Source organism: Kribbella sp. CA-247076 (assembly GCF_050942445.1).
Classification (GTDB): Bacteria; Actinomycetota; Actinomycetes; order Propionibacteriales; family Kribbellaceae; genus Kribbella.
The window spans coordinates 1,777,905-1,799,954 of sequence record NZ_CP192051.1 but is presented as its reverse complement, the minus strand read 5'-3'; the positions used below and the strand labels follow the sequence as shown (position 1 = coordinate 1,799,954).

Sequence of the window (22,050 nt, the reverse complement as noted above, 5' to 3'; positions counted from 1 at the left end):
CCGCATCGAGGGCTCAGCATTCGCATGGCGGCGTACGTATTCACGACAAGGATCGTACTAGCGGCTCTGACCGTTGTCGAAGTACGTGACCAGGGCTGGGTCCAGGGGTGGGATGTCGACCGGGGTGCCGTTGGTGCGCAGGGAGGTGGTCGCGGCGTAGCCGGCGGCGACCGCGGCGCGGGCCGCGACCGGCGACGTGAGCGTCGCGCCGCCCTCGCGGACGAACCGGATGTACTCGCCGACCAGCCGCGGGTCCGCACCGGCGTGACCGCCCTCGGCGTCCGGGATCTCGACCACCAGGTCCGCGTCCTCGCGGTACCCCGACCGCTTGCTGTTCCACACCTTCACCACGCCGCCCGGGCCGTCGCCGAAGTTCTCCAGCCGGCCCGCGGTGCCGATCACGGTGTAGTTGCGCCAGTAGTCCGGCGTGTAGTGGCACTGCTCGTAGGTGAGGAAGACCCCGTTGTCCAGCAGGAGGTTCGCCATCGAGAGGTCCTCGACGTCCATCACCGGCGCCAGACCCTTCTGTGACAGCGGCGGCCAGTTCTCCGACGAGACGAAGTCGCCGAACCGCTGGTCCGAGCGGTCGAGCCGGTCCTCGATGCCGCCGTACAGGGTGAGCGCGCCCATCGCGTTGACCCGGGTGGTGTAGCCGTCGGCGAGCCAGTGCATCACATCGATGTCGTGGGCACCTTTCTGCAGCAGCAGTCCGGTGGTCCGGCGACGGTCCGCGTGCCAGTCCTTGAAGTAGAAGTCGCCACCGTGGCCGACGAAGTGCCGGCACCAGATCGCCTTCACCTCGCCGATCGCACCCGACTGGATGAGCTCGCGCATCGTCAGGACGACGGGCATGTGCCGCATGTTGTGGCCGACGTACAACCGGGCGCCGCTCTCGTACGCCGCCTGCAGCACGCGGTCGCACCCGGCCGTCGTGATCGCCAGCGGCTTCTCCACGAACACCGCCACGCCGGCCCGGAGGAAGTCGATCGCCGGGCCCTCGTGCAGGTCGTCCGGCGTGGTCAGGAAGACCCCGTCGAGCTTCTGGTCGAGCAGCTCGGCGTGGTCGGCGTACGTGGTGGCGTCCGGGTACTGCGCCTGTGCCGCGTCCCGCTGGGCGGCGGCCGGGTCGGCGAGGGCGACCACCTCCGACCCTTCGCCGGGCCGGTGGGCGTACTGCGCGATGCGGCTACGGGCACCGAGTCCCACCACACCGAACCGAAGATCAGTCATCACCGAGCAACTCCTGCACATAGTTGTTTACAGCAGCCTAACTCCGCGCACTTCCGTCCTTCAATCACCCGTCCTCCAGCTGGAATTGACCAACACGTCATCCAGGCAACACCGTCGGCTCGTCCGGTGACGTCACCATGACGGAATGTGAGCCTCCACTATGTGGCACTGGGGGACTCGACCACCGTGGGTGTCGGGGACCCGATGAACGGCAGCAGTACGACCGACCTATCCGGTGCCGGAGCGCGCCCGGGCGAAGGGTGGCGGGGCTGGGCCTCGCTGCTCGCCGACTCCCTGGCCAGCTCCCACCGTGTGACGTTCGCCAACTTCGCGACCAGCGGCGCGACCGTGCCGGTCGTCGCGACCGAGCAACTGCCCGAGACCGGCACCGGCCCGATCGACCTCGCGTCGCTGATCGTCGGGGTCAACGACACCATGCGGTCCGGCTTCGACGCCGGCCGGATCCGCGACTACCTGCACCACTGCGCCGAACAGCTGACCGCTCGCGGCGCCCTGCTGCTCACCGTCAGGTTCCACGATCACGGCCAGGTCTTCGGGCTGCCGTCGTGGCTGCGCCGGCCACTGTGGCAGCGGATCGAGCAGGTCAACCTCGCGTACGACGACCTGCACGCACGCTTCGGCGGGATCCGGCTCGACATGGCCGACTACCCCGAGGTGTACCGCCGGGACTTCTGGAGCATCGACCGGCTGCATCCCGGCGAACGCGGTCACCGGCGGCTAGCTCGTGGGTTCGCCGACGAGCTGGCCCGCCGTGGTCTGCGGATCGACGTACCGCCGGAGCTGGACTGCGCGTACAAGCCGCCGAGCAAGTGGGCGGACACGGTCTGGCTCGTCCGCGAGGGCGTGCCGTGGCTGGGGCGGCGGGCCGGGGACCTGACGCCGTGGGCGGCCCGGATGGCCGTCAACCAGTTCCGCACCCCGGTGCGTTCGGAGGTCCAGCGCCTGGAGGCATAGGGTCGGGGCATGGCGCGTATCGATGGACGTACTCCGGATCAGCTGCGGCCCGTCACCCTGACCCGGCAGTGGCTCGACCATGCGGAAGGGTCGGTGCTGGTCGAGTTCGGCCGGACCCGGGTGCTGTGCGCGGCGAGTGTGACCGAGGGCGTGCCGCGGTGGCGGAAGGGCTCCGGGCTGGGCTGGGTCAGCGCGGAGTACGCGATGCTGCCGCGGTCGACGAACACCCGCTCCGACCGCGAGTCGGTGAAGGGCCGGATCGGCGGCCGGACGCACGAGATCTCCCGGCTGATCGGCCGGTCGCTGCGCGCGGTGATCGACTACAAGGCGCTCGGCGAGAACACGATCCTGCTCGACTGCGACGTCCTGCAGGCCGACGGCGGCACCCGGACGGCGGCGATCACCGGCGCGTACGTCGCCCTCGCGGACGCGGTGTCCTACCTGCGGGACCGCAAGCTGCTGAAGAGCGAGCCGCTGACCGGATCGGTGGCCGCGGTCTCGGTCGGCATCATCGACGGCGCCCCAATGCTCGACCTCTGCTACGAGGAGGACGTCCGGGCCGAGACCGACATGAACCTGGTGATGACCGGGGACGGCAGGTTCATCGAGGTGCAGGGCACCGCCGAGGGCGCGCCGTTCGACCGCGGCGAGCTCGACAGCCTGCTGGAGATCGGTGCGGCGGGCTGCGCGGAGCTCACCAAGCTGCAGCAGGAGGCGCTCGCGTGAGCCGTGTGCTGCTCGCCTCGAACAACCAGAAGAAGCTCGAGGAACTGCGCCGCATCCTGACCCCGATCGTGCCCGGGATCGAGGTGCTCGGGCTGGGCGACGTACCGGCGTACGACGAGCCGGCCGAGACCGAGCCGACGTTCGAGGGCAACGCGCTGCTGAAGGCCCACGCCGCGATGGCGGCCACCGGGCTGCCGTCGATCGCGGACGACAGCGGCATCTGTGTGGACGCGCTGAACGGGATGCCGGGGGTGCTGTCCGCCCGCTGGTCCGGGCCCGCGAAGGACAACCACGCGAACAACCTGCTGCTGCTCGGACAACTGGAGGACGTGCCGGACGAGCGGCGCGGCGCGTCGTTCGTCGCCGCGGTCGCGTTCGTCCGGCCGGGCGCCGAGGACGAGATCGTGATCGGCGAGATGCGCGGCTCGGTCATCCGCGAGCTCCGCGGCACCGGCGGCTTCGGGTACGACGTCCTGTTCGCCGCCGAAGGGTACGACCGGACGACGGCCGAGCTGTCGGTCGAGGAGAAGGACGCGATCAGCCACCGGGGCAAGGCATTGCGCGCCCTGGCGCCGATCGTCGCGAAGGCGCTGGGAGGGTAGTCATGCTGTTCGCCGGATCGGATCGCGACGGCGTCGCCGACGGCAGGATCACCTCGGCGTACCGGCGGTGGGCGGAGCCGCGGGTGGTCGAGGGCCGGATCTACCGCACGAACGCCGGCCGGATCGAGATCGACAGCGTCCGCGAGGTCAACCCGGAGCTGATCGCCGACCACGACGCCGACGTCGCGGCCGCCGACCGCCGCAACGCCAAGGACGTCCGGCGCCGGCTCCGCGGCAACGAGGACTGGCCGACGTTCCTGATCAAATTCCACCTGGTCGAGGGACCCGATCCGCGGGAACAACTGGCGGCCCAGGCGGACCTGTCTCCCGAGGAGCTGGCCGAGCTGCGGTCCCGCCTCGCCCGGTTCGACGAGGGCCGGCAGGGGCCCTGGACCACGGCCACGCTCCGGTTGATCCAGTCCAAGCCGGCGACCCGGGCCGCCGACCTGGCCGCCGAGCTCAACCGCGACACCGCGCCGTTCAAGCTCGACGTCCGCAAGCTGAAGAACCTCGGCCTCACCTACAGCCTCGAAACCGGCTACGAACTCAGCCCCCGCGGCATGGCGTACCTGGACTCGATCTGAGGGGTTGCGGGCGGTTTCTGAGGGGTTGATTCCGATGTGGCCGCAGGGTCTGCGCGCCGATCGTGAGAGGACAGCGGCGACTCCGCCGCGAAAGTCTCACTGGAGGAATCATGAACCGCAGGTGGTCAGCCCTCGCACTGTCCGTAGTGGCGATGGGCGCGGTCGCCGCCACCGCGACCGAGGCGTCGGCCGATCCGAAGGACCCGTGGGTGGGCGTCTCGACGGACTGGCCGGACGAAGGAACCGGCTACCCGGGCGCAGTGCCCACGGCCGGATCGACGAGCTGGCCGGACGAAGGCGCCGGCTACCCGGGCGCCGGGACCCGGGAGAACTACGACAGGCGGTACGGCGTGACGCCGGTGCAGCCTGTGCTTCCCGTGGCGGCCGGCGCGACGGCTCCGTCGGACACCGACCCGACCGCGGTGCTGCAGGCCGGCGCCTCCGCCCTCGGTGGTGCCGGAGTCGCCTTCGGTGCCATGTGGCTGTTCCGGCGTCACCACCGGCTCGCCGGGTAGCCGCAAGCTCCACCAGGAGGGGGATCCGCTGTCCGGCGTGCTGATGCCCGCCGGACAGCGGATACAGACAAGCCGGGGCTGCCGACGGCAGACTGAGCCGTGTGGGAAGGGGAGCTGCCACCAGCTCACCCGGCATCGCCGGCCGGATCGGGGAACGCGAGGTCCTCGGGACCGCGATGCGGGGAGCGATCGAGGGGCGACCGTGTGCGGTGTTCGTGCACGGCGAGGCCGGTGTCGGCAAGACCCGTCTGGTGCGGGCGGTCTGCGACGACGTCGCCGACCGCGGTGTGGCTGTCCTGTGGGGCCGTTGCGTCCGCTTCGGTGCTGTCGACTCGCCGTACGGTCCGCTCGTCAGTGCGCTGGAGGGTTGGGCCGAGTCGGCCGAGTCTCCTGAGCTGGCCGAGGTGGTCGAGGCCGTGCCGGCCGCCGCCGAGGTGCTGCCGGCGCTGGGCGGGCGAGCGTTCGAGCGTGAGGTCAGGCTCTTGTCAGTGCTCGATGCGCTGGTGATGGCGATCGCCAGGTACCGGCCGACGATCCTGATCGTCGACGACGTGCAGTGGGCCGATCCAGCGTCCCGGGACGCGCTCGCCTACCTGGTGGCCGGTTTCCGCAGTCAGCGGCTGGCGATGCTGGCGACGTACCGGGACGAGGAGCTCGTCACCGGTCACCCGTTGCACGGCTGGCTGGCGGATCTCCGCCGGCTTCCGTCGGTGAGCGACGTACGGCTCGATCGGCTGAGCCGGGACGAGACCGAGCAACAGATCGCGACGTTGCTGGGTGGACGTCCGCGGCCCCGGCTCGTGGACGAGGTCGTCCGGCGGTCCGAGGGCAATCCCTACCTCACTGAACTGCTCCTCGAGGGAGTCACCGTGACCGCCGACGCGTTGCCCGCCGGTCTGCCGGCCGAGCTGACGGGCGCGTTGCTCGCTGCCTGGCACCGGCTGCCGGCGGCGGCGCGGGAGGTCATGCGGCTGCTCGCGGTCGCCGGGCGGCCGGCATCGATCGACGACCTGATCGAGGTCGCCGCGGCGTGCGGGATCGGTCCCGGCGAGGTGACCGGCGCACTGGCGGCAGCGACGAACACCGGGATCAGCGTGGCGCAGGATGCCGAGACCTGCTGGTTTCGGCATCCCTTGCTGGCCGAGGTTCTGTACGCCACCTTCGTCCCCGGCGAGGCCGGGCCGATGCACGCCGCCTGGGCGACGGTCCTCGAAGCCCACCCGGCCGCCGGCCTCGACGAGGTCCAGCGACAGGGAGACCTCGCGCTGCACTACGAAGCGGCCCACGACCTGGCTGCCTGTCTCGAGGCCTCGCTGCGAGCAGCCGACCTCGCGGGCGCGATCAAGGCGCGGCGTGAGGAGGCGGTGCATCTGCGTCGTGCGACCCGGCTGTGGCCGGCCGTGCACGCAGGTGAGCACCCGGATGAGCATGCAGACGAAGAGGTCGGCCTGCTGGAGCGCGTTGCGCGCGCGAACGACCTGGCCGGTGACGGCGAGGCCAGCTTCCGGGCCTGGAGCCGAGCGGTGGAGCTCGTCGACGAGCGCACGGACCCGCTGCGGGCCTGCCGGTTGCTGCGGCGATGGGCGGACGCCGCCTGGGCGACAGGCAGGACCGACGGACGACCGGTCGCCGAGGCACTGCACGCGCTCGAGTTGAGCGCGGGCTCTCCCGACAGCGAGGAGTACGCCGAGGCCCTCGCCTTCCTCGCCTGGTGCCAGTGGTGGAACAACGAACCCCAACTGTCCGGGAGGTACGCCGAGGAAGTGGTGCAGGCCGCGCACCGGTCGGGCTCCAAGGCGGCGCTCAGCCTGGCGTACGCGGTCCGCGGCAACGCGGACGTCCACGGCGAGGGCTCTGATCACGACACCGCCACCGGCCTGCGGCTCGCCGAGCAGACCGGCGAGCCCGACCTGATCTGGCGGATGCTCGTGATCCGGCAGAACTATCTGACCCGGCGAGGCCGACTGCTGGAGACCGTCGAACCGACCAGGAACTTCCTCGCGTTCGCTCTGGACGAGGGCGCGCTGTCGGTCGCCGCCTTCGCTGCCGGGCTGCTGTCGCACCACCTGCTGATGCTCGGACGGCTGCCGGAGAGCGCCGACGTGCTTCGCGAAGGTCTCTCCCTCGCCGGACTGCCGAACGCCGGTGCGATGGTCCGGTTGAGTGCCGCGTCGTTGGCCGTCCGGCAAGGGAGTCCGAACGCGGCCGGTCAGCATGTCCGGCGGGCCAAGGAGCTGATGCCCGATCTCGACATGCGCGCCGGCCTGTTCGCACAGCCCGTCCTGGCCGAGTACCTGCTGACCACCGGCCGCGCCGAACAAGCCCTCGACCTGCTGCGCCGGACGATCGCCACGCAGTACGCCGATACCCGCGACGCCGACGAAATGCTGGTCTGGGGAGCCCGCGTCGCGGCCGACCTGATGGAGACCGCACGGGACCGGCGTGACCACGAGGCCGAGGCAACGACCCGGGCGGCGTTCGACGAGTTGCTCGCCGTACGCCGAGGCATGCAGCCGCCGCCCTTCGAGCCCGGTGGGCCCACCGACCTGATCCAACCGGCGATGCAGGCCCTGTTCACGGCCGAGCGGGCGCGGTACGAAGGCGGTTCGCAGACCTCCGGACACTGGGCGGAAGCAGTACGCCGGTGCGCCGTCGCCGGACTGCGGTGGGACGAAGCCGTCGCGTCGTGGCGGTGGGCGCAAGCACTGCACAGCGAGGGAGGGTCGCGGAACGTCGTCGCCGAGCCACTACGGTCGGCGTACCGGTTCGCCGCCGACGTCAGCGCCGTTCCGCTGCGGGAGCAGGTGGAGGCGCTGGCAGCCCTCGGCGGCATTCCGCTCCAGGAGCCGGCGCTGCCGGACGACGTACCGGAGCGGCTGCGCTCGCTGACGCAACGGGAGCGGGAGGTGCTCGCCCATCTGGTGGCCGGCCGGACGTACGGCGAGATCGCGAAGGCGCTGTTCATCAGTGAGAAAACGGTCAGCGTGCACGTGTCGAACCTGCTGCACAAGACTGGGACGTCGTCACGTCGCGAGGTGGCCGCCCTGGCGATCCGGCTCGGCCGATCGACGAGCGGCTAACCACCCGCGAGCCGGCCGAGCGCGCGGCGGGCGGTGCGGTCGCCGGGCGACGGCCGGCCGACGGCTGCGCCGTACAGGACGATCTCCGCCTCGGCGTCGAGGCGGAGCAGCACGGACAGTTCGTCGTCGACGAAGCCGCCGAGAGTGACCGCCCCGAGACCGAGCCCGGTTGTCGCCAGCACGAGATTCTGGGCGACGTGGCCCGCTTCCAGCAGGAGGTAGCGGTACCCGCGGTCGCCGTACTTGACCAGGCTGCGTGCGCAGACGGCGGACAGCACCATGATCGCGGCGGCCTCGGCTGCCCAGCGCTGGCCCAGGAAGAGTCGGGTGACCAGTGATGCCGGCACCGGATGGTCCCGGATCCGCTCGAGTCCGTCGGCCAACGGCACGTAGTGGTAGACACCTGCGGGCAGGCCGTCCACCGACCGCGCGAGCACGCTGACTTCGAGTGGGTACAAGCCTCCCCCGGACGGCACCGCTCGGTCGACGACGTACAGCGGCCCGCCGGCGGTCGTCCCGGTGGAGCCGTAGCCGATCCGCAGCAGTGTGGCGAGCTCCGGGAGACTGATCGACTGGTCCAGGAAGTCGCGGCATGACACTCGGTCGCGGACCAGCTCACTCAAGGGCGAGGCGAGCTCCGGACCCGGTGGCAACGGCACCCACGGTGCCGTCGGGTCCTCCCGGCTGGGCAGGGGTGGCGAGACTGCTTCCGGCATGGTGAGCGGAGCGTCCGCAGAGCCGCGGTGATAGGTCCACGCCAGCGGCTGTCCGGTCCGGAAGGTGTCAGGCGACATCGCTCCTCCCTTACGCCAGTGGGTGTGGCGCGAGGTTCAGGTCGTCGATCCGCGCGGGACCCGGCCGCAACCCGATCCGCGCAGGCATCTCCAGCAGCCGGGATCCGCCCAGCCGCGCCTGGTCCGCGCCGAACCAGATGGGGACGAAGCCCGGCACCAGCCCGCGCACCACCCGCACTCCGAGTCGGGCGACGTCGGGAGGCGTGACCTCCACGGCGAGCACGTCCGCCGCCACCTGGCTCAGCGACCGGACCAACGACGGGAGATCACCGTTGTCCTGGGCAACTGCCTGCGGCCACGGCACCTGTGGGCTCTCGCGGAGGAAGCGCAGGCCGGTGGCAGCAGCGTCCGGGTCGGCGTATGCCAGGTCGTGGTCGTCCAGCGTCGCCACCTCGGACGGTACGGCGGCCAGCTCCGCCATCCGGGCCCGGACCGCGGGCAGCCGGAGGCGGCTGCGGAGCAGCGGGCGCACTTGGCCGACCTCGAGTACGGCGGAACGTGCCGCGGCGACCGGTTCCATCGCGGCGGCGACTCCTACCACCGCCGCCGGGGCCTGGTCGGACCAGGCGATGGCGAGGACGACCGTTGCGACTGTGTCCGTCGGGAGTAGATGCACGACCAGTTCGACGCCACGGCGGGCGTGGGTCGCGGCGATCGCCCGCACCTGTTCGTCCGGCACCTCGGCCGCAGCCACGGACCGCCCAGGCAGCCGATGCGACCAGGCGATCAGGAAGGCGTCCCGCTCGATCACCTCGAGCAGGGCCCGGAGCGTGGCGCTGGACCGATTCAGCCCGGCCGCGAAACCGTTCGAGGTGGCGGGGAACAAGGCGGCCGCTGACCGGTAGCCCAGATGCGTTGCCGACAAGGGGATCCAGACGTCGTCCCCGGTCACCAACGACTGCGCGGGCACCCACTCGAGCTCGGTTTCCGGCCGCCAGGGCTGGAACGGTAGGGAGTCGTACTGATGGTCGGCGTACAGCACGAGCTGTCGCGGATGCAGGGCGGGCCGGTCCAGCCCGTCGTACGTCGAAGTGATCCGGCGCTCGGGTTGCCAGGTCATCGCGGCGTACCGTTCCAGAGCCTCGCCCAGGGCGCTGTCGCGAGCCTCGGCCCGGGTCCAGCCCTTGCCCGAGCAGGACACGAAGGCGTCGCGGCCGGTGCGGAAGTGCGCATTCGCGAGCTCGGACCGGAAGAGGTACGGGCGCTCCGGCTCGTCAACGTCCTTCGGGATCGGCTCCAGCGCACGGACCACCCCGCACAACCGGTCGACGGCGCCCTGGGCGACCACCCCGAGGTCTGTGACCTGGCCCGGACTGGGGGCGGCGTACTTCGAGCACGCCGGGCAGTCCGGACGCGGCAGCACCGGATGGCACAGCTCCGCTTCGTTGCGCGCGTCAAGCGTGAGTACGCCGGCGGACAGCCGCGGATCGTGCAGCGCGCCGCTCACCTTCGCCAGCAGGATCGGCAGCGGCCGCCCACCCGGGTTGCCAGGTCGGCGGCGACTGTCGAGCTCCTCCTCGAGGGCCATCGCCTGTGCGAAGTCGCGCTCGCACGCCAGGGCGCGCATGCGCCAGCAGAGGTAGCACGGACCGTCGCGTACCGGCACCAGCGGACCGATCGTCGCCCTGGTGCCTCGTAGGGCGACGTGCAGTGTCGATATGCCCAGCCGCAGTCCGACCGAGTTGACCCACGAGTGCAGGACCGGAAACGCGCCGTCGTCGACCGCGACGACCAGCTCCGTACCTTCCATCCATCCTGGAAGCTCCGCACGCTGCCGCGGTAACGGCTTTCGCACCACCTGCTTGCCCTCCGCAAGCGCCGCGGTCAGCTCCGCTCGCCCAACCAGGACGACGGGCGAGGTCATTCGCCGAGGTGTGCGAACCGCCCGACGACGCCGGCGTCGTACTCCCCGAGGCTGCCCGAGTTCGTGGAGGTCTCGAAGATGCCGAGCATCGCGCACCGCACCGCGTTGTCGAGCCCTGCCTCACCCCCGAACCCCGGGTCGAGCGCCAAGATGTCGCGCACCTTGACGTAGGCCAGCCACTCCTCGTCGGTGATCGTGTCCAGCTGCTCCCGCATCCCCTGGACCCGGCTCTTCAGCTCTTCCAGCTCTTGAACAGCCATCGTTCCCCTCCGCTCTCCGCCCCTGCTTCGAGTATCGGCCGGGGTCCGCGGCGATCACAAGGCCGAGCTACTCAAGGCCCTCGGCAACCAGTTCCTGGCCGCGGTCGAGGTTGAGGGTGGCCAGGAGGTCTTCGTGGAGCTCGAACCAGGCGCGGTGGCAGGAGTCGACGTCGCTGCGGTCGATCCAGGTGGTGTCGCCGGCGCGGGCGCGGGCGAGAGCTCTTGAGAAGCGGGCGTCGTACCCGCGGAAGCGTGGCAGGACAGCGGTGAGGCGGTCCGTGAGCGGGGTGAGCGCGCGCTCGACGACGGAGAGCTCGTGCAGTACGCCGTCGTCCCAGGCCGGGTCGGAGTGGTCGTTGGGGGCCAGCGGATCGGTCGCGGTCGGTCGGAGCTGCCAGTCGGTGCAGGCCTGCTGCACCAGCGCGTTCAAGGGCAGAAAGTCCCGGTAGACAGTCCGGACGGCACCCGCTCCCCCGGCGTCTGCTAGCTCGACTGCCAGCAGACGCTCGTTCTCGGCGCGGCCCTGGTCGGTGAGTGACCAGCCTTCGGTGCCGACGAACGCCGAGTGCTGCACCCAGCCGCGGGCCTCGGCGTCACGCAGGGTCTGCTCGGCCTCCTCGACCTTCAGGTGGAAGCGGTCGGCGATGACGTGGGTGTCCGCGAATCCCTTGAGCCGTACGCCGTGCAGGACGAGCAACGCCGTCATGAGTTCAACTCCTGCCGGGTGGTGAGCCGGTTGAAGCGCTGCTGGCAGGCCTGTGGCGAACTGAAGCCCATCGCAGTCGCGATCTGGGCCCAGGTCAGTCCGGCGGACCTGGCCGTGAACAGCAGGCCGGCTTCGAGCCCTTCGACCTCGGCGCGCGCCGCCGGAAGCAGGGTGAGCGCCGCCAGCAGGTCCTCACTGGTCAATTCGGCGGCCCGCCACAGCGCGAACTGCGCGCAGTCCACCGCGGACAACGGCACCGGCGCCGGTCGCCAGGGCCGCGCCTCGAGCGCGTCCGCACCCCGATCGAGAAGGCGTCGGCGGGCCGCCCGCTCGCGATCGGCCTGCTCGTGGTCGGCGTCCGGCTTGCTTCGCATCCGCTCAGCCTGGATTATCAACATAATGTTGTCAACGTTTCGTTGATAGGAGAGCTGAATGCTGGTGCGGCTTGCGGATGCGACCGCGGCGACCTGCGGCGGCAAGGCCGCGGCCCTCGGGACGCTGATCCGGGCCGGGCTGCCGGTGCCGGACGGCTTCGTCGTACCGTTCGCGGCGTACGCCGAGGCCGGAGCAGCCGCTCTGTTGCCGGCCGACCTGGTCGAGGCAGTGCGCCGCGAGCTCGACGCTCTCGGCAACCCACCGGTCGCCGTGCGGTCCTCGGCGGCGAACGAGGACACGGCCACAGCGTCCGCGGCGGGCCAGCACGACAGCTTCCTCGGAGTCCAAGGCATCGCGGCCGTTCTGGACGCCGTCCGCGCCTGCTGGGCGTCGGTCGGGTCGCCGCGGGCTCAGGCCTACCGGGGTGGCGCAGACGAGGTGCAGATGGCTGTGATCGTTCAACGGCACGTGGATGCGGACGCGTCCGGCGTCATGTTCACAGCCGGCGAGACGACCATGATCGAGGCCGCCTGGGGGCTCGGGCCGAGCGTCGTGGAGGGCAAGGTCGTGCCCGACTCCTACCGCATCACCGCGGACCGCATGATCCAGAAGACCATCGCCGACAAGCAGACCCGCCTCGACCGCACCGGGTCCCGGGTCGTCGCCCACGACGTACCCGACAGCCACCGCACCGAGCCCGCGATCACCGACGCGGCCGCCCTGCGGCTCGCCCAACTCGGCGGACAGGTCGGCGCCACCCTCGGTGGCGGACCTCAGGACATCGAATGGGCGATCACCGGCGACCACATCTGGCTTCTCCAAGCCCGCCCGGTCACCGCCGCGCCGCCCTCGCCCGCAGGCACAGCCGACCACTCGGCACTCCGCGGCACCCCGGCCAGTCGGGGTACGGCGACTGGGACGGCCCGGATCGTGCGAGGGCAGGGTGACTTCGGTCGTGTGCGGCCTGGTGACATCATCGTGTGCCGGTTCACCGAGCCGGCCTGGACGCCGTTGCTTCACGTCGCCGCGGGCGTGATCACCGAGACCGGCGGCGTACTCTCCCACGCGGCGATCGTCGCCCGCGAACGCGGCATCCCCGCGGTCGTCGGCGTACCGGGCGCCATGACCCGCCTCGACGACGGCAGCCTGGTCACCGTCGAAGGCACCGCCGGCATTGTCCGGACCTGAGGTCAGGACGAGACGACGTCCCGCAGCAGCGCCCGCACAGCGTCCGGCTGCTCGAGCCACGGCGAGTGCCCGGCGTCCGGGATCAGATGAAACGTGTGATTCGGCGTACGCGTGGCCAACTCCTGAACGGCGAACGCCGGCCGCGGGTCCCCGGCGCCGTGGATAAACGTCACCGGCATCGGCAGCGCAGCCGCCAGGCCAGGTAGGTAGTCCGGCGACCACGACCTGATCTCGGTGCCGAGCGCCCGGTTCGCGGCGAAGTTGATCGGCAGGTCGACCGACGCGCTCTGCCGCGCCCAGGTCATCGCCATCGACCGGTCGGCATGGTCGGTGAACCACGACAGCACCCGGAACTCGATCTCCTCGGCGGCGGTGCGATCGGCCACCTCCAGCGCGGCCAGGCGTTCCCGTTGCTCCGGCGTCGTCCGCCGCAGGTGCTCCTCGTTGTACGCCGTACGCCAGTCACCCATCCCGACGCCGTCCAGGTAGACGACACGCTCAACGTGGTCCGGATAGGCGGCCGCGTAGAACAACGCGAGCGTCGCGCCGAACGAGTGCCCGAGTACGACGATCCCCTCATGCCCCCAGTACGCCCGGAGCTCGTCGACGTCCTGTGCCAGCCGCTGCATCGACTGCACGTCCGACGGCCCCGACCGGCCGCATCCGCGCTGGTCGAACCGGTGGACGACGGTCAGGTCGTCGATCATCTCCGCGAGGACGGCGTAGTCGTCCCACAGCCCCGGACCGCCGTGCAGGATGACGACCGGTACGGCGGACGTCGCCGTACCCGTGGTTGCGGTCCACAACCGAACGCCGTCAGAGGTCGAAAACGGCATGCGGGGTGGCGATCTCGATGGGGCCGGGGTACGTCTTGCGGGCGTTCTCGGCCTGGGTCTCGCGGTCGTACCAGGGCGGGACGTGGGTGATGACGAGCCGTTTGACCGCGGCCTTCTTGGCCTGTTCGCCGGCGTCGGCGGGCGTCAGGTGCAGGTCGGTCGGGTTCTTCGGGTCGTTGTCCGGCAGGGCCGCCTCGGACAGCAGCAGGTCGGCGCCGCGAGCGAGCTCGACGAGCGCGTCGTTCGGGCCGGTGTCGCCGGTGTAGACGAGCGACTTGTTGCCGTGCTCAACCCTGATCGCGTACGCCGGGACCGGGTGCACCATCTCCGCGGTCCGGACGGTGAACGGCCCGATCTGCTGAACGGTCTGCCAGGAGTGGAATTCCAGCTCCTCCTCCATCCCGGGATCCAGCGGCAGGTCGTACGCCAGCGCCATCCGGTACGCCGTCCCGGGCGGCCCGTACACCGGGATCCGCGGGATCGGTGAGCCCGGCGCGTACTTGGCCGAGACGTACAGGCCGCACAGGTCCATGCAGTGGTCAGGATGCAGGTGGGACAGGCCGATCGCACCGATCTCCGGAACGGCGAGGTGCCGCTGGAGCGAGCCGAGTGCGCCACTGCCGAGGTCGAGGATCAGGTTGAACCCTTCGGCGGTGACCAGATAGCTCGAGGCGGCCGAGTCCGGCCCGGGGACGGACCCGGAGCAGCCGATCACGGTGAGCTTCATAGCTTGAACATTACCGGCGGGTTCCGACGTTCGCAGGGACGCCGGTGGCGTCGCCGAACCGCCGATCCGGTTGTCTGGCAGTGATTTCGCGCACGTCGGCGGCGGTTCCGGTGCCGTGGACAACATCCGGTGCGAGACCGGTCACACCCGAGCCGAGGTCAACCGCCAGGGGCACCGCAGGAGGCCTACCGGATCCAGGCGAACTGGTCGACGCCGGACAGCACCGGGCCGAGGAACCGGGAGCCGATCGCGGCGAACTCGGCCGGGCTGCCGGTGGTGACGAACCGGTGCCGCGGCTCGGGCAGGTGGTCCGGCCGGAGCAGGCCGGTCTTGGTCAGTACGCCGTACACGTCCTTGGCGCACTCCTCGGCGCTGCTGACCAGGGTGACGTTGTCGCCCATCACGTACGAGATGACGCCGGTCAGCAACGGGTAGTGCGTGCAGCCGAGGATGAGGGTGTCGACACCGGCCTCGACGAGGGGATCGAGGTACTCGTGCGCGGCCTCGAGCAGCTCGGGCCCGGACGTCACGCCGGACTCGACGAAGTCGACGAACCTCGGGCAGGCCCGGGTGAACAGCTCCACCTGCGGCGCGGCGGCGAACCCGTCCTCGTACGCCAGCGAGGCCGCGGTCGCGCGCGTGCAGATGACGCCGACCCGCTGGTTGCGGGTCGCGGCGACCGCGCGGCGGGCGGCCGGCAGGATCACTTCCACGACCGGTACGTCGTACCGTTCGCGGGCGTCCCGGAGCATCGCCGCACTGGCCGAGTTGCAGGCGATCACGAGCATCTTCACGCCGGCCTCGACCAGGTGGTCGAGACACTCCAGCGCGTACTCGCGGACCTCGGCGATCGGCTTCGGGCCGTACGGCTGGCGGGCGGTGTCGCCCAGGTACAGGATCGGCTCGTGCGGCAACTGGTCGAGCACCGCGCGGGCGACCGTGAGTCCCCCGAAGCCTGAGTCGAAGATCCCCACCGGTGCGTCTGCCACGCCGGAAAGCTTAACCGGGCGGCCGATCCGGGGCCGCGGGCCCCTGTGGACAGACCCGCGATCGGGCAGTACTCAACGCAGGCTTACCTAAGATCCACAACCGACACGCCGGACTTATCCACATCTTTACTCGGCGGAATTGCCTTTTCGCGTGATGCGCGCCACTCTGGAGCGATGTTTGTTCGACCGCCCCTCGTGAAGCCATGAATCTGGCGCACCACATTGCGGTGCTGAGCACCACCGCCGCACCGAATCCGCAACCGGAGAACGCCACGGCCGCAGGGCAGGCCGCCGGTCAGGCTGCGGACACCAACAGCACGATGGCGGACATCGCGGCGACCCTCGGGCCGACCGGGATGCTGCTCGTGCTGGCCATGGCGGCGTTCGCTTTCTACGTCGTCTCGCTGTCGCTGCACCCGAACGCCAAGTGCCATCGCTGCAAGGGCGTCGGACGTCACCGCGGCGCGCTGTTCAGCTACGCCCAGCGTCCCTGCAGCAGCTGCAAGGGCCGCGGCGTCCACCCCCGGATCGGCCGCAGGATCCTCTTCAAACAACCGTAGGCGGACATGACGTAACCACCCCAGGTGCCCCCAGCAACAACCGGCACCCACCCCGGCCCCGGCCCCCGCCGCCCCGCGCCGTTCATTCGTCGCGTTTTGACCGCGATCCCCGGTCAACTGGCCGCCATCGCCTGCGCCGGGCGGTCAAAACGCGACGAATGAACGCTCAGGCCCAGAGCTGACCCTCGAGGCGGTCCTCCGCCTCGTCGATGGTGCCTTCGTAGGCGCCGGTGGACAGGTACTTCCAGCCGCCGTCGGCGACCACGAACGCGATGTCCGCGGACTCGCCCTCGCGGACGCACTTGGCCGCCTGGCCGAGTGCGGCGTGCAGGATCGCGCCGGTCGAGATGCCGGCGAAGATGCCCTCGTTGTCGAGCAGTTCGCGGACCCGCCGGACGGCGTCCCGCGGCCCGACCGAGAACCGGGCGTCGATCAGCGTCTCGTCGTACAACTCGGGGACGAAGCCCTCGTCGAGGTTGCGCAGGCCGTAGACGAGCTCGCCGTACCGCGGCTCGGCGGCGACGATCCGCACCTCGGGCTTGTGCTCGCGGAAGAACCGGCCGGCGCCCATCAGCGTGCCGGTGGTGCCGAGACCGGCGACGAAGTGCGTCACCGACGGCAGGTCGGCGAGGATCTCGCGGGCGGTGCCGTCGTAGTGCGCGGCCGCGTTCGACGGGTTGCCGTACTGGTACAGCATCACCCAGTCGGGGTGCTCGTCGGCGACCTGCTTGGCCACCCGGACGGCCTCGTTCGAGCCGCCCGCGGCCGGGGAGGAGATGATCTCGACGCCCCACATCCGCAGGATCTGCCGGCGCTCCTCGGAGGTGTTCTCCGGCATCACGCAGACCATCCGGTAGCCACGGAGCTTGGCCGCCATCGCCAGCGAGATACCGGTGTTGCCGGACGTCGGCTCCAGGATGGTGTTGCCCGGCCGGAGCCGGCCGTCCTTCTCCGCGTCCAGCAGCATCCGCAGCGCCGCCCGGTCCTTGATCGAGCCGGTCGGATTGTGGTCCTCCAGCTTGGCCCACAGCCGCACGTCGGCCGAGGGCGACAGCGTGGGGAGCCCGACCAGCGGCGTACCCCCGACCGAGTCGAGCAGGCTGTCGAAGCGCATGCTCAGCCGCCGGCCACCGCGGGCAGTACGACGACCACGTCGCCGTCCTTCACCCCGGTCTGCAGGCCGCCGGTGAACCGGACGTCCTCGTCGTTCACGTACACGTTGACGAACCGGCGCAGCTCCTCCGGCTCACCCTCGACGATCCGCTCCTTCAGCCCCGGGTGGCTGCCGTTCACGTTGTCGATGAACTCGGCCAGCGTGGCGCCGTCGCCGTTCACGGCCTTCTCGCCACCGGTGTACGTGCGCAGGATCGTCGGGACGCGCAGCTCGATCGCCATATCTCAGTTCTCTCCTTCGGTTTCCGTATAAGAACCCACCACGCGCACTTCTTCTTCCACGACCTCGCCGTCGATGATCCGGTACGACCGGAACTCGACCGGACCGTCGTACGCCGGGGAGTCCGCGCCGTCCCGGGTCGACACCAGCACGTAGTGCGCGCCGGGCTCCTGCGCCAGCTTGATGTCCGTGCGCGACGGGTACGCCTCGGTCGCGGTGTGCGAGTGGTAGATCACCACCGGCTCCTCGTCGCGCTCGTCCATCTCCTTGTACAGCCGGAGCAGGTCGCCGGAGTCGAACTCGTAGAACGTCGGCGACATCGCCGCGTTCAGCATCGGCACGAACCGCACGGCCCGGTCGGACCCCACCGGCCCCGCGACCACGCCGCACGCCTCGTCCGGGTGGTCCCGGCGGGCGTGCGCGACGATCGCGTCGTACGTCGCGCTCTCGATGATCAGCACGACTCCACGGTACGGGCGCCGCCGGACCGGTCCTGCCAACCCGGCAGTCGGTCCAGCATGTGGACGGAGCGCTACCAGCGGTCGTGGAGCTGTGGCCGGATCAGGTCGTCGTACGTCTGCTGGACGGCGGCCAGCTGGTCGGCGCCGAGTGGGGCGAGGTGGGCGGCGGCGATGTTGCCGGCCACCTGGGCCGGGTTCCGGGCGCCGGGGATGACCACGGTCACACCGGGCTGGTCGATGATCCAGCGGAGCGCGAACTGGGCCATCGTGGCGCCGGCCGGCAGCCACGGCATCAGCCGGCGGACGGCTTCGAGACCGACGGAGAAGTCGACGCCGGAGAAGGTCTCGCCGACGTCGAACGCCTCGCCGTGGCGGTTGTACGTGCGGTGGTCGTCGGCGCCGAAGACGGTGCTCTCGTCGTACTTGCCGGACAGCAGGCCGCTCGCCAGCGGGACCCGGGCGATGATGCCGACCCCGGCCTCGCGGGCCGCGGGCAGCACCTCGTCGAGCGGCTTCAGCCGGAAGGCGTTCAGGATGATCTGCACCGAGGCGACGTTCGGCCGGGCGATCGCGGCCAGCGCCTCCGCGCAGGTCTCGACGCTCACGCCGTACGACGCCACCCGCCGCTCCTCGACGAGCGTGTCGAGGGCGTCGAAGACGGCGTCGGTCGAATAGACCGAGGTCGGCGGGCAGTGCAGCTGGACCAGGTCGATCGTGTCGACGCCGAGGTTCTGCCGCGATCGGTCGTTCCACGCGCGGAAGTTGTCGAGGGTGTAGTTCTCCGGGACCTGCTCGACCCGGCGGCCCATCTTGGTCGCCACGGTCAGACCGTCGTACTCCTTCGAGATCTGTCCGACCAGGCGTTCGCTGCGCCCGTCGCCGTACACGTCCGCGGTGTCGATGAAGCTGACCCCGCCCTCGACCGCGGCCCGTAGGACCGCGAGCGCGTCGCTCTCGTCGACCGCGCCCCAGTCCGCGCCCAGCTGCCAGGCGCCGAGCCCGACCACACCCACGTCCCGTCCGGTCCGGCCAAGCCTCCGCGTCTCCATGGGACCAACCCTAGGGAAGGATCTCGACGCGCAGGTCGGCGCCCTCCGCGACCGCGATGTCGTCGGCGAGGGTCTCCGCCATGATCAGCCGCCGGTGCGCGTCCACGGCCGCGACGACCGTGGGCTCGGCGGTCAGCGACAACCGGATCCGGTCGGTGACCTCGAGTCCGGCGTCCCGGCGTGCCTGCTGGATCACCCGGATCACGTCCCGGGCGACCCCTTCCGCCTCGAGCTCCGGGGTGATCGTCGTGTCCAGGACGACGAAGCCGCCGCCTGGCAGCAGACCGCTCGCCGTCCCGCTCCCGGCGGCCTCGTCGGCCAACTTCGTCGTGAGAGTGTACTCGCCCTCGGTTAGCTCGATGCCCCCGGCAACGACCACGCCGGTCGGGGACACCGACCAGTCCCCGCTCTTCGACGCCTTGATCACCTGCTGCACGTCGCGTCCGAGCCGGGGGCCGGCCGCTCGGGCGTTGACGATCAGCCGCTGCGAGACCGCCGTATCGACCGCGTCGACCGCGGTGAAGAGCACGTCCCGCACATTCACCTCGGCGCGGATCACCGGGGCAAGGTCCCGCAAAGTGGCGGGATCGGCGACCGCGACCGTCAAGCGCTGCAGAGGCTGCCGCGCCCGGATCCCGGCAGCCTTCCGGATCGAGGACGCGACCGAGCACACCTCGCGCGCCCGCTCCATCCGCGCGACCACGTCGGGGTCGTCCGGCAGATTGTCAACAATCGGCCAATCGGACAAATGAACAGATCGCTCGCCGGTCAAGCCACGCCAGATGTGCTCGGTGATCAGAGGGAGCAGGGGTGCGGCCGTCCGGCAGAGGATCTCCAGGGCTGTGTAGAGGGTGTTGACGGCTTCCTGGTTGCCGGCCCAGAAGCGGTCGCGGGAGCGGCGGATGTACCAGTTCGTGAGGATCTCGACGTACCCGTCGATCGCGTCGCAGGCCGAGGCGATGTCGTAGCGGTCGAGCAGCTCCTGTACGTCGGCGACGAAGACCCGCAGCCGGGCCAGGAGGTACCGGTCCAGCAGGTCGGGCGAGTCGGTCGACCACGATCCCGTCGCGCCGGCGGCGTTCGCGTAGAGCGCGAAGAAGTACCAGGCGTTCCACAGCGGGATCAGCGTCTGCCGGACGCCGTCGCGGATGCCCTCCTCGGTGACGACCAGGTTCCCGCCGCGCAGGATCGGACTCGACATCAGGAACCAGCGCATCGCGTCCGCGCCGTCGCGGTCGAACACCTCGGACACGTCCGGGTAGTTGCGCAGCGACTTGCTCATCTTCTGGCCGTCGCTGCCGAGCACGATGCCGTGACTCAGGCAGGACGAGAACGCGGGCCGGTCGAACAGCGCGGTCGCCAGGATGTGCATGGTGTAGAACCAGCCGCGCGTCTGGCCGATGTACTCGACGATGAAGTCGCCCGGGAAGTGGTGCTCGAACCAGGCGGTGTTCTCGAACGGGTAGTGCACCTGCGCGAAACTCATCGACCCGGAGTCGAACCACACGTCCAGGACGTCGGGCACCCGCCGCATCGTCGACGTCCCGGTCGGGTCGTCCGGATTCGGCCGGGTCAGCCGGTCGACGTACGGGCGATGCAGGTCGGGGACCGCCACGCCGAAGTCGCGCTCGAGCTCCTCGATCGAGCCGTAGACGTCGATCCGCGGGTACGCCGGGTCGTCCGACCGCCACACCGGGATCGGCGAACCCCAGAACCGGTTCCGGCTGATCGACCAGTCCCGAGCGTTCGACAGCCACTTCCCGAACTGGCCGTGCTTGACGTGCTCGGGGACCCAGGTGATCTGCTCGTTCAGCTCGACCATCCGGTCGCGGATCCGGGTCACCTCGACGAACCAGCTCGACACCGCCTTGTAGATCAGCGGGTTCCGGCACCGCCAGCAGTGCGGGTAGCTGTGCACATAGCTGTCCTCGCGCACCAGCGACCCGACCGCCCGCAGGTCCCGGATGATCGGCCGGTTCGCCTCGAAGACGTGCATCCCCTGGTACGGCGGGACCACGCCGGTGAACCGGGCTCGCTCGTCCACGGTCAGCACGGTCGGGATGCCGACCGCCTCGCAGGCGAGCTGATCCTCCTCGCCGTACGCGGGTGCCAGGTGGACGACGCCCGTACCCTCGTCGGTGGTCACGTGCTCGGCGGCGATCACCTGGAACGCGTTCGTCGTGCCGGACAGGAAGCCGAACAGCGGGGTGTAGTGCAACCCGATGAGGTCGGCACCCTTCAGCCGGCGGATCGGCTCGTCTCCGAGGCCGGCGAAGTCACCGTGCGAACCGGCGTACGCCGCCAGCCGTGCCTCGGCCAGGATCACCGGACGGCCCTCGGCGTCGTTCACGACGACGTAGTCGACGTCCGGGCCGACCGCCATCGCGAGGTTGCTCGGCAGGGTCCACGGGGTGGTCGTCCAGGCGAGCAGGCGTTCGCCGGTCTCGAGCTCGACCGCGACCGTGATCGACGGGTCCTGGCGGGGCTGGTAGACGTCGTCGTCCATCCGCAGTTCGTGGTTCGACAGCGGGGTCTCGTCGTTCCAGCAGTACGGCAGGACGCGGAGCCCCTCGTACACCAGGCCTTTGTCGTAGAGCGTCTTGAACGCCCAGATCACCGACTCCATGTAGTCGCGGTTGAGCGTCTTGTAGTCGTGGTCGAAGTCGACCCAGCGGGCCTGCCGGGTGACGTAGCTGCGCCACTCGCCGGTGTACTTCAGTACCGACGCGCGACAGGCCTCGTTGAACTTCTCGATCCCGAGCTCGAGGATGTCGGCCTTGGTCTTGAGCCCGAGCACCCGCTGTGCCTCCAGCTCGGCCGGCAGCCCGTGCGTGTCCCACCCGAACCGCCGCTCCACCCGCCGCCCGCGCATCGTCTGGTACCGCGGCACGACGTCCTTCACGTACCCGGTCAGCAGGTGCCCGTAGTGCGGCAACCCGTTGGCGAACGGCGGCCCGTCGTAGAAGACGAACTCGTTGGCCCCGTCCTCCCCCGCCGCCCGCCGCTCCACCGACGCCTGAAACGTCCCATCCGCATCCCAGTACTCGAGCACCCCACGCTCGATCCCGGGAAACTCCGCGCTGGCGGTCAGTCGGGCACCGGTCCTCGGATAGCTCACCTGCCGCATCGTAGGCGA

Annotated in this window: 22 protein-coding genes; 8 read left to right on the top strand and 14 right to left on the bottom strand. The window is 70.5% G+C overall.

What is annotated here, in order from left to right; translation table 11 throughout:
• Positions 1–57: 57 nt before the first annotated feature.
• Positions 58–1,230, bottom strand: a complete 1,173-nt coding sequence (locus tag ACQPYZ_RS08650; RefSeq protein WP_433166908.1) for a Gfo/Idh/MocA family protein — start codon at positions 1,228–1,230, stop codon at positions 58–60.
• Positions 1,231–1,377: 147 nt separating this feature from the next.
• On the opposite strand from ACQPYZ_RS08650, the gene ACQPYZ_RS08645 reads away from it, so the two are divergent.
• The 6 genes from ACQPYZ_RS08645 (at position 1,378) to ACQPYZ_RS08620 (ending at position 7,712) form a co-directional block, all read left to right on the top strand.
• Positions 1,378–2,205, top strand: coding sequence for an SGNH/GDSL hydrolase family protein (locus tag ACQPYZ_RS08645; RefSeq protein ID WP_433166907.1), 828 nt, complete (start codon positions 1,378–1,380; stop codon positions 2,203–2,205).
• Between the two features lie 9 nt (positions 2,206–2,214).
• Entirely contained in the window at positions 2,215–2,931 is a 717-nt protein-coding gene (gene rph / locus ACQPYZ_RS08640) for a ribonuclease PH (protein WP_433166906.1), read from the top strand.
• On the top strand, positions 2,928–3,533 hold the full coding sequence (gene rdgB / locus ACQPYZ_RS08635) for an RdgB/HAM1 family non-canonical purine NTP pyrophosphatase (RefSeq protein ID WP_433166905.1): 606 nt from the start codon (positions 2,928–2,930) through the stop codon (positions 3,531–3,533). Before rph ends, rdgB begins: the two co-directional genes overlap by 4 nt.
• A gap of 2 nt (positions 3,534–3,535) precedes the next feature.
• A complete protein-coding gene (locus ACQPYZ_RS08630) occupies positions 3,536–4,117 on the top strand; it encodes a hypothetical protein (RefSeq protein WP_433166904.1) in 582 nt (193 codons plus the stop codon).
• 110 nt (positions 4,118–4,227) lie between these two features.
• Positions 4,228–4,632, top strand: coding sequence for a hypothetical protein (locus tag ACQPYZ_RS08625; protein ID WP_433166903.1), 405 nt, complete (start codon positions 4,228–4,230; stop codon positions 4,630–4,632).
• Positions 4,633–4,733: 101 nt separating this feature from the next.
• Positions 4,734–7,712, top strand: a complete 2,979-nt coding sequence (locus ACQPYZ_RS08620; protein ID WP_433166902.1) for a helix-turn-helix transcriptional regulator — start codon at positions 4,734–4,736, stop codon at positions 7,710–7,712.
• Here the strand turns inward: ACQPYZ_RS08620 and ACQPYZ_RS08615 are convergent.
• The 5 genes from ACQPYZ_RS08615 to ACQPYZ_RS08595 form a co-directional block, all read right to left on the bottom strand.
• Complete coding sequence (locus tag ACQPYZ_RS08615; RefSeq protein ID WP_433166901.1) at positions 7,709–8,506, bottom strand: SagB/ThcOx family dehydrogenase; 798 nt, start codon at positions 8,504–8,506, stop codon at positions 7,709–7,711. The genes ACQPYZ_RS08620 and ACQPYZ_RS08615 overlap by 4 nt on opposite strands.
• Positions 8,507–8,516: 10 nt before the next feature.
• Positions 8,517–10,256: a TOMM precursor leader peptide-binding protein gene (locus ACQPYZ_RS08610; protein ID WP_433166900.1), complete on the bottom strand. Its 1,740-nt coding sequence runs from the start codon at positions 10,254–10,256 to the stop codon at positions 8,517–8,519.
• Between the two features lie 110 nt (positions 10,257–10,366).
• Positions 10,367–10,630, bottom strand: a complete 264-nt coding sequence (locus ACQPYZ_RS08605) for a hypothetical protein (protein ID WP_433166899.1) — start codon at positions 10,628–10,630, stop codon at positions 10,367–10,369.
• A gap of 67 nt (positions 10,631–10,697) precedes the next feature.
• Positions 10,698–11,336 carry a transcriptional regulator gene (locus ACQPYZ_RS08600; RefSeq protein WP_433166898.1) on the bottom strand — a complete coding sequence of 213 codons (639 nt, stop codon included), beginning with the start codon at positions 11,334–11,336 and terminating at the stop codon, positions 10,698–10,700.
• On the bottom strand, positions 11,333–11,710 hold the full coding sequence (locus ACQPYZ_RS08595; RefSeq protein WP_433166897.1) for a hypothetical protein: 378 nt from the start codon (positions 11,708–11,710) through the stop codon (positions 11,333–11,335). Before ACQPYZ_RS08595 ends, ACQPYZ_RS08600 begins: the two co-directional genes overlap by 4 nt.
• Before the next feature lie 58 nt (positions 11,711–11,768).
• On the opposite strand from ACQPYZ_RS08595, the gene ACQPYZ_RS08590 reads away from it, so the two are divergent.
• Entirely contained in the window at positions 11,769–12,899 is a 1,131-nt protein-coding gene (locus tag ACQPYZ_RS08590; RefSeq protein WP_433166896.1) for a PEP/pyruvate-binding domain-containing protein, read from the top strand.
• A 2-nt stretch (positions 12,900–12,901) separates the two neighbouring features.
• Here ACQPYZ_RS08590 and ACQPYZ_RS08585 read toward each other — a convergent pair whose 3' ends face one another.
• The 3 genes from ACQPYZ_RS08585 to murI all read right to left on the bottom strand — a co-directional run bounded on the left by ACQPYZ_RS08585 (position 12,902) and on the right by murI (position 15,451).
• Positions 12,902–13,735, bottom strand: a complete 834-nt coding sequence (locus ACQPYZ_RS08585; protein WP_433166895.1) for an alpha/beta fold hydrolase — start codon at positions 13,733–13,735, stop codon at positions 12,902–12,904.
• On the bottom strand, positions 13,716–14,462 hold the full coding sequence (locus ACQPYZ_RS08580; protein WP_433166894.1) for an MBL fold metallo-hydrolase: 747 nt from the start codon (positions 14,460–14,462) through the stop codon (positions 13,716–13,718). Before ACQPYZ_RS08580 ends, ACQPYZ_RS08585 begins: the two co-directional genes overlap by 20 nt.
• 185 nt (positions 14,463–14,647) lie before the next feature.
• On the bottom strand, positions 14,648–15,451 hold the full coding sequence (murI, locus tag ACQPYZ_RS08575; protein WP_132317848.1) for a glutamate racemase: 804 nt from the start codon (positions 15,449–15,451) through the stop codon (positions 14,648–14,650).
• Positions 15,452–15,654: 203 nt separating this feature from the next.
• Here murI and ACQPYZ_RS08570 point away from each other — a divergent pair, with 203 nt between their 5' ends.
• The gene (locus ACQPYZ_RS08570) at positions 15,655–16,011 is read left to right on the top strand and encodes a hypothetical protein (RefSeq protein ID WP_433166893.1); all 357 of its coding nucleotides are present in this window, start codon (positions 15,655–15,657) and stop codon (positions 16,009–16,011) included.
• Between the two features lie 166 nt (positions 16,012–16,177).
• Here ACQPYZ_RS08570 and ACQPYZ_RS08565 read toward each other — a convergent pair whose 3' ends face one another.
• The 5 genes from ACQPYZ_RS08565 to ileS form a co-directional block, all read right to left on the bottom strand.
• Complete coding sequence (locus ACQPYZ_RS08565; protein ID WP_433166892.1) at positions 16,178–17,125, bottom strand: PLP-dependent cysteine synthase family protein; 948 nt, start codon at positions 17,123–17,125, stop codon at positions 16,178–16,180.
• A 2-nt stretch (positions 17,126–17,127) separates the two neighbouring features.
• The gene (locus tag ACQPYZ_RS08560) at positions 17,128–17,406 is read right to left on the bottom strand and encodes a MoaD/ThiS family protein (protein ID WP_404646003.1); all 279 of its coding nucleotides are present in this window, start codon (positions 17,404–17,406) and stop codon (positions 17,128–17,130) included.
• 3 nt (positions 17,407–17,409) lie between these two features.
• Positions 17,410–17,865: a Mov34/MPN/PAD-1 family protein gene (locus ACQPYZ_RS08555; protein ID WP_433166891.1), complete on the bottom strand. Its 456-nt coding sequence runs from the start codon at positions 17,863–17,865 to the stop codon at positions 17,410–17,412.
• 71 nt (positions 17,866–17,936) lie between these two features.
• Complete coding sequence (locus ACQPYZ_RS08550; RefSeq protein ID WP_433166890.1) at positions 17,937–18,914, bottom strand: aldo/keto reductase; 978 nt, start codon at positions 18,912–18,914, stop codon at positions 17,937–17,939.
• A 10-nt stretch (positions 18,915–18,924) separates the two neighbouring features.
• Entirely contained in the window at positions 18,925–22,032 is a 3,108-nt protein-coding gene (ileS, locus tag ACQPYZ_RS08545) for an isoleucine--tRNA ligase (protein WP_433166889.1), read from the bottom strand.
• Positions 22,033–22,050 lie beyond the last annotated feature (18 nt).

Excerpts from the sequence above, each read along its gene's own strand:
- rph (WP_433166906.1), top strand. The coding sequence starts at position 2,215 with ATGGCGCGTATCGATGGACGTACTCCGGATCAGCTGCGGCCCGTCACC.
- ACQPYZ_RS08615 (WP_433166901.1), bottom strand. The coding sequence starts at position 8,506 with ATGTCGCCTGACACCTTCCGGACCGGACAGCCGCTGGCGTGGACCTAT.
- ACQPYZ_RS08565 (WP_433166892.1), bottom strand. The coding sequence starts at position 17,125 with ATGCGCTTCGACAGCCTGCTCGACTCGGTCGGGGGTACGCCGCTGGTC.
- ACQPYZ_RS08625 (WP_433166903.1), top strand. The coding sequence starts at position 4,228 with ATGAACCGCAGGTGGTCAGCCCTCGCACTGTCCGTAGTGGCGATGGGC.
- ACQPYZ_RS08590 (WP_433166896.1), top strand. The coding sequence starts at position 11,769 with ATGCTGGTGCGGCTTGCGGATGCGACCGCGGCGACCTGCGGCGGCAAG.
- ACQPYZ_RS08560 (WP_404646003.1), bottom strand. The coding sequence starts at position 17,406 with ATGGCGATCGAGCTGCGCGTCCCGACGATCCTGCGCACGTACACCGGT.
- ACQPYZ_RS08570 (WP_433166893.1), top strand. The coding sequence starts at position 15,655 with ATGAATCTGGCGCACCACATTGCGGTGCTGAGCACCACCGCCGCACCG.
- ACQPYZ_RS08600 (WP_433166898.1), bottom strand. The coding sequence starts at position 11,336 with ATGACGGCGTTGCTCGTCCTGCACGGCGTACGGCTCAAGGGATTCGCG.
- ACQPYZ_RS08605 (WP_433166899.1), bottom strand. The coding sequence starts at position 10,630 with ATGGCTGTTCAAGAGCTGGAAGAGCTGAAGAGCCGGGTCCAGGGGATG.
- ACQPYZ_RS08650 (WP_433166908.1), bottom strand. The coding sequence starts at position 1,230 with ATGACTGATCTTCGGTTCGGTGTGGTGGGACTCGGTGCCCGTAGCCGC.
- ACQPYZ_RS08550 (WP_433166890.1), bottom strand. The coding sequence starts at position 18,914 with ATGGAGACGCGGAGGCTTGGCCGGACCGGACGGGACGTGGGTGTGGTC.
- ACQPYZ_RS08630 (WP_433166904.1), top strand. The coding sequence starts at position 3,536 with ATGCTGTTCGCCGGATCGGATCGCGACGGCGTCGCCGACGGCAGGATC.
- ACQPYZ_RS08610 (WP_433166900.1), bottom strand. The coding sequence starts at position 10,256 with ATGGAAGGTACGGAGCTGGTCGTCGCGGTCGACGACGGCGCGTTTCCG.
- ACQPYZ_RS08595 (WP_433166897.1), bottom strand. The coding sequence starts at position 11,710 with ATGCGAAGCAAGCCGGACGCCGACCACGAGCAGGCCGATCGCGAGCGG.
- ACQPYZ_RS08580 (WP_433166894.1), bottom strand. The coding sequence starts at position 14,462 with ATGAAGCTCACCGTGATCGGCTGCTCCGGGTCCGTCCCCGGGCCGGAC.
- ACQPYZ_RS08585 (WP_433166895.1), bottom strand. The coding sequence starts at position 13,735 with ATGCCGTTTTCGACCTCTGACGGCGTTCGGTTGTGGACCGCAACCACG.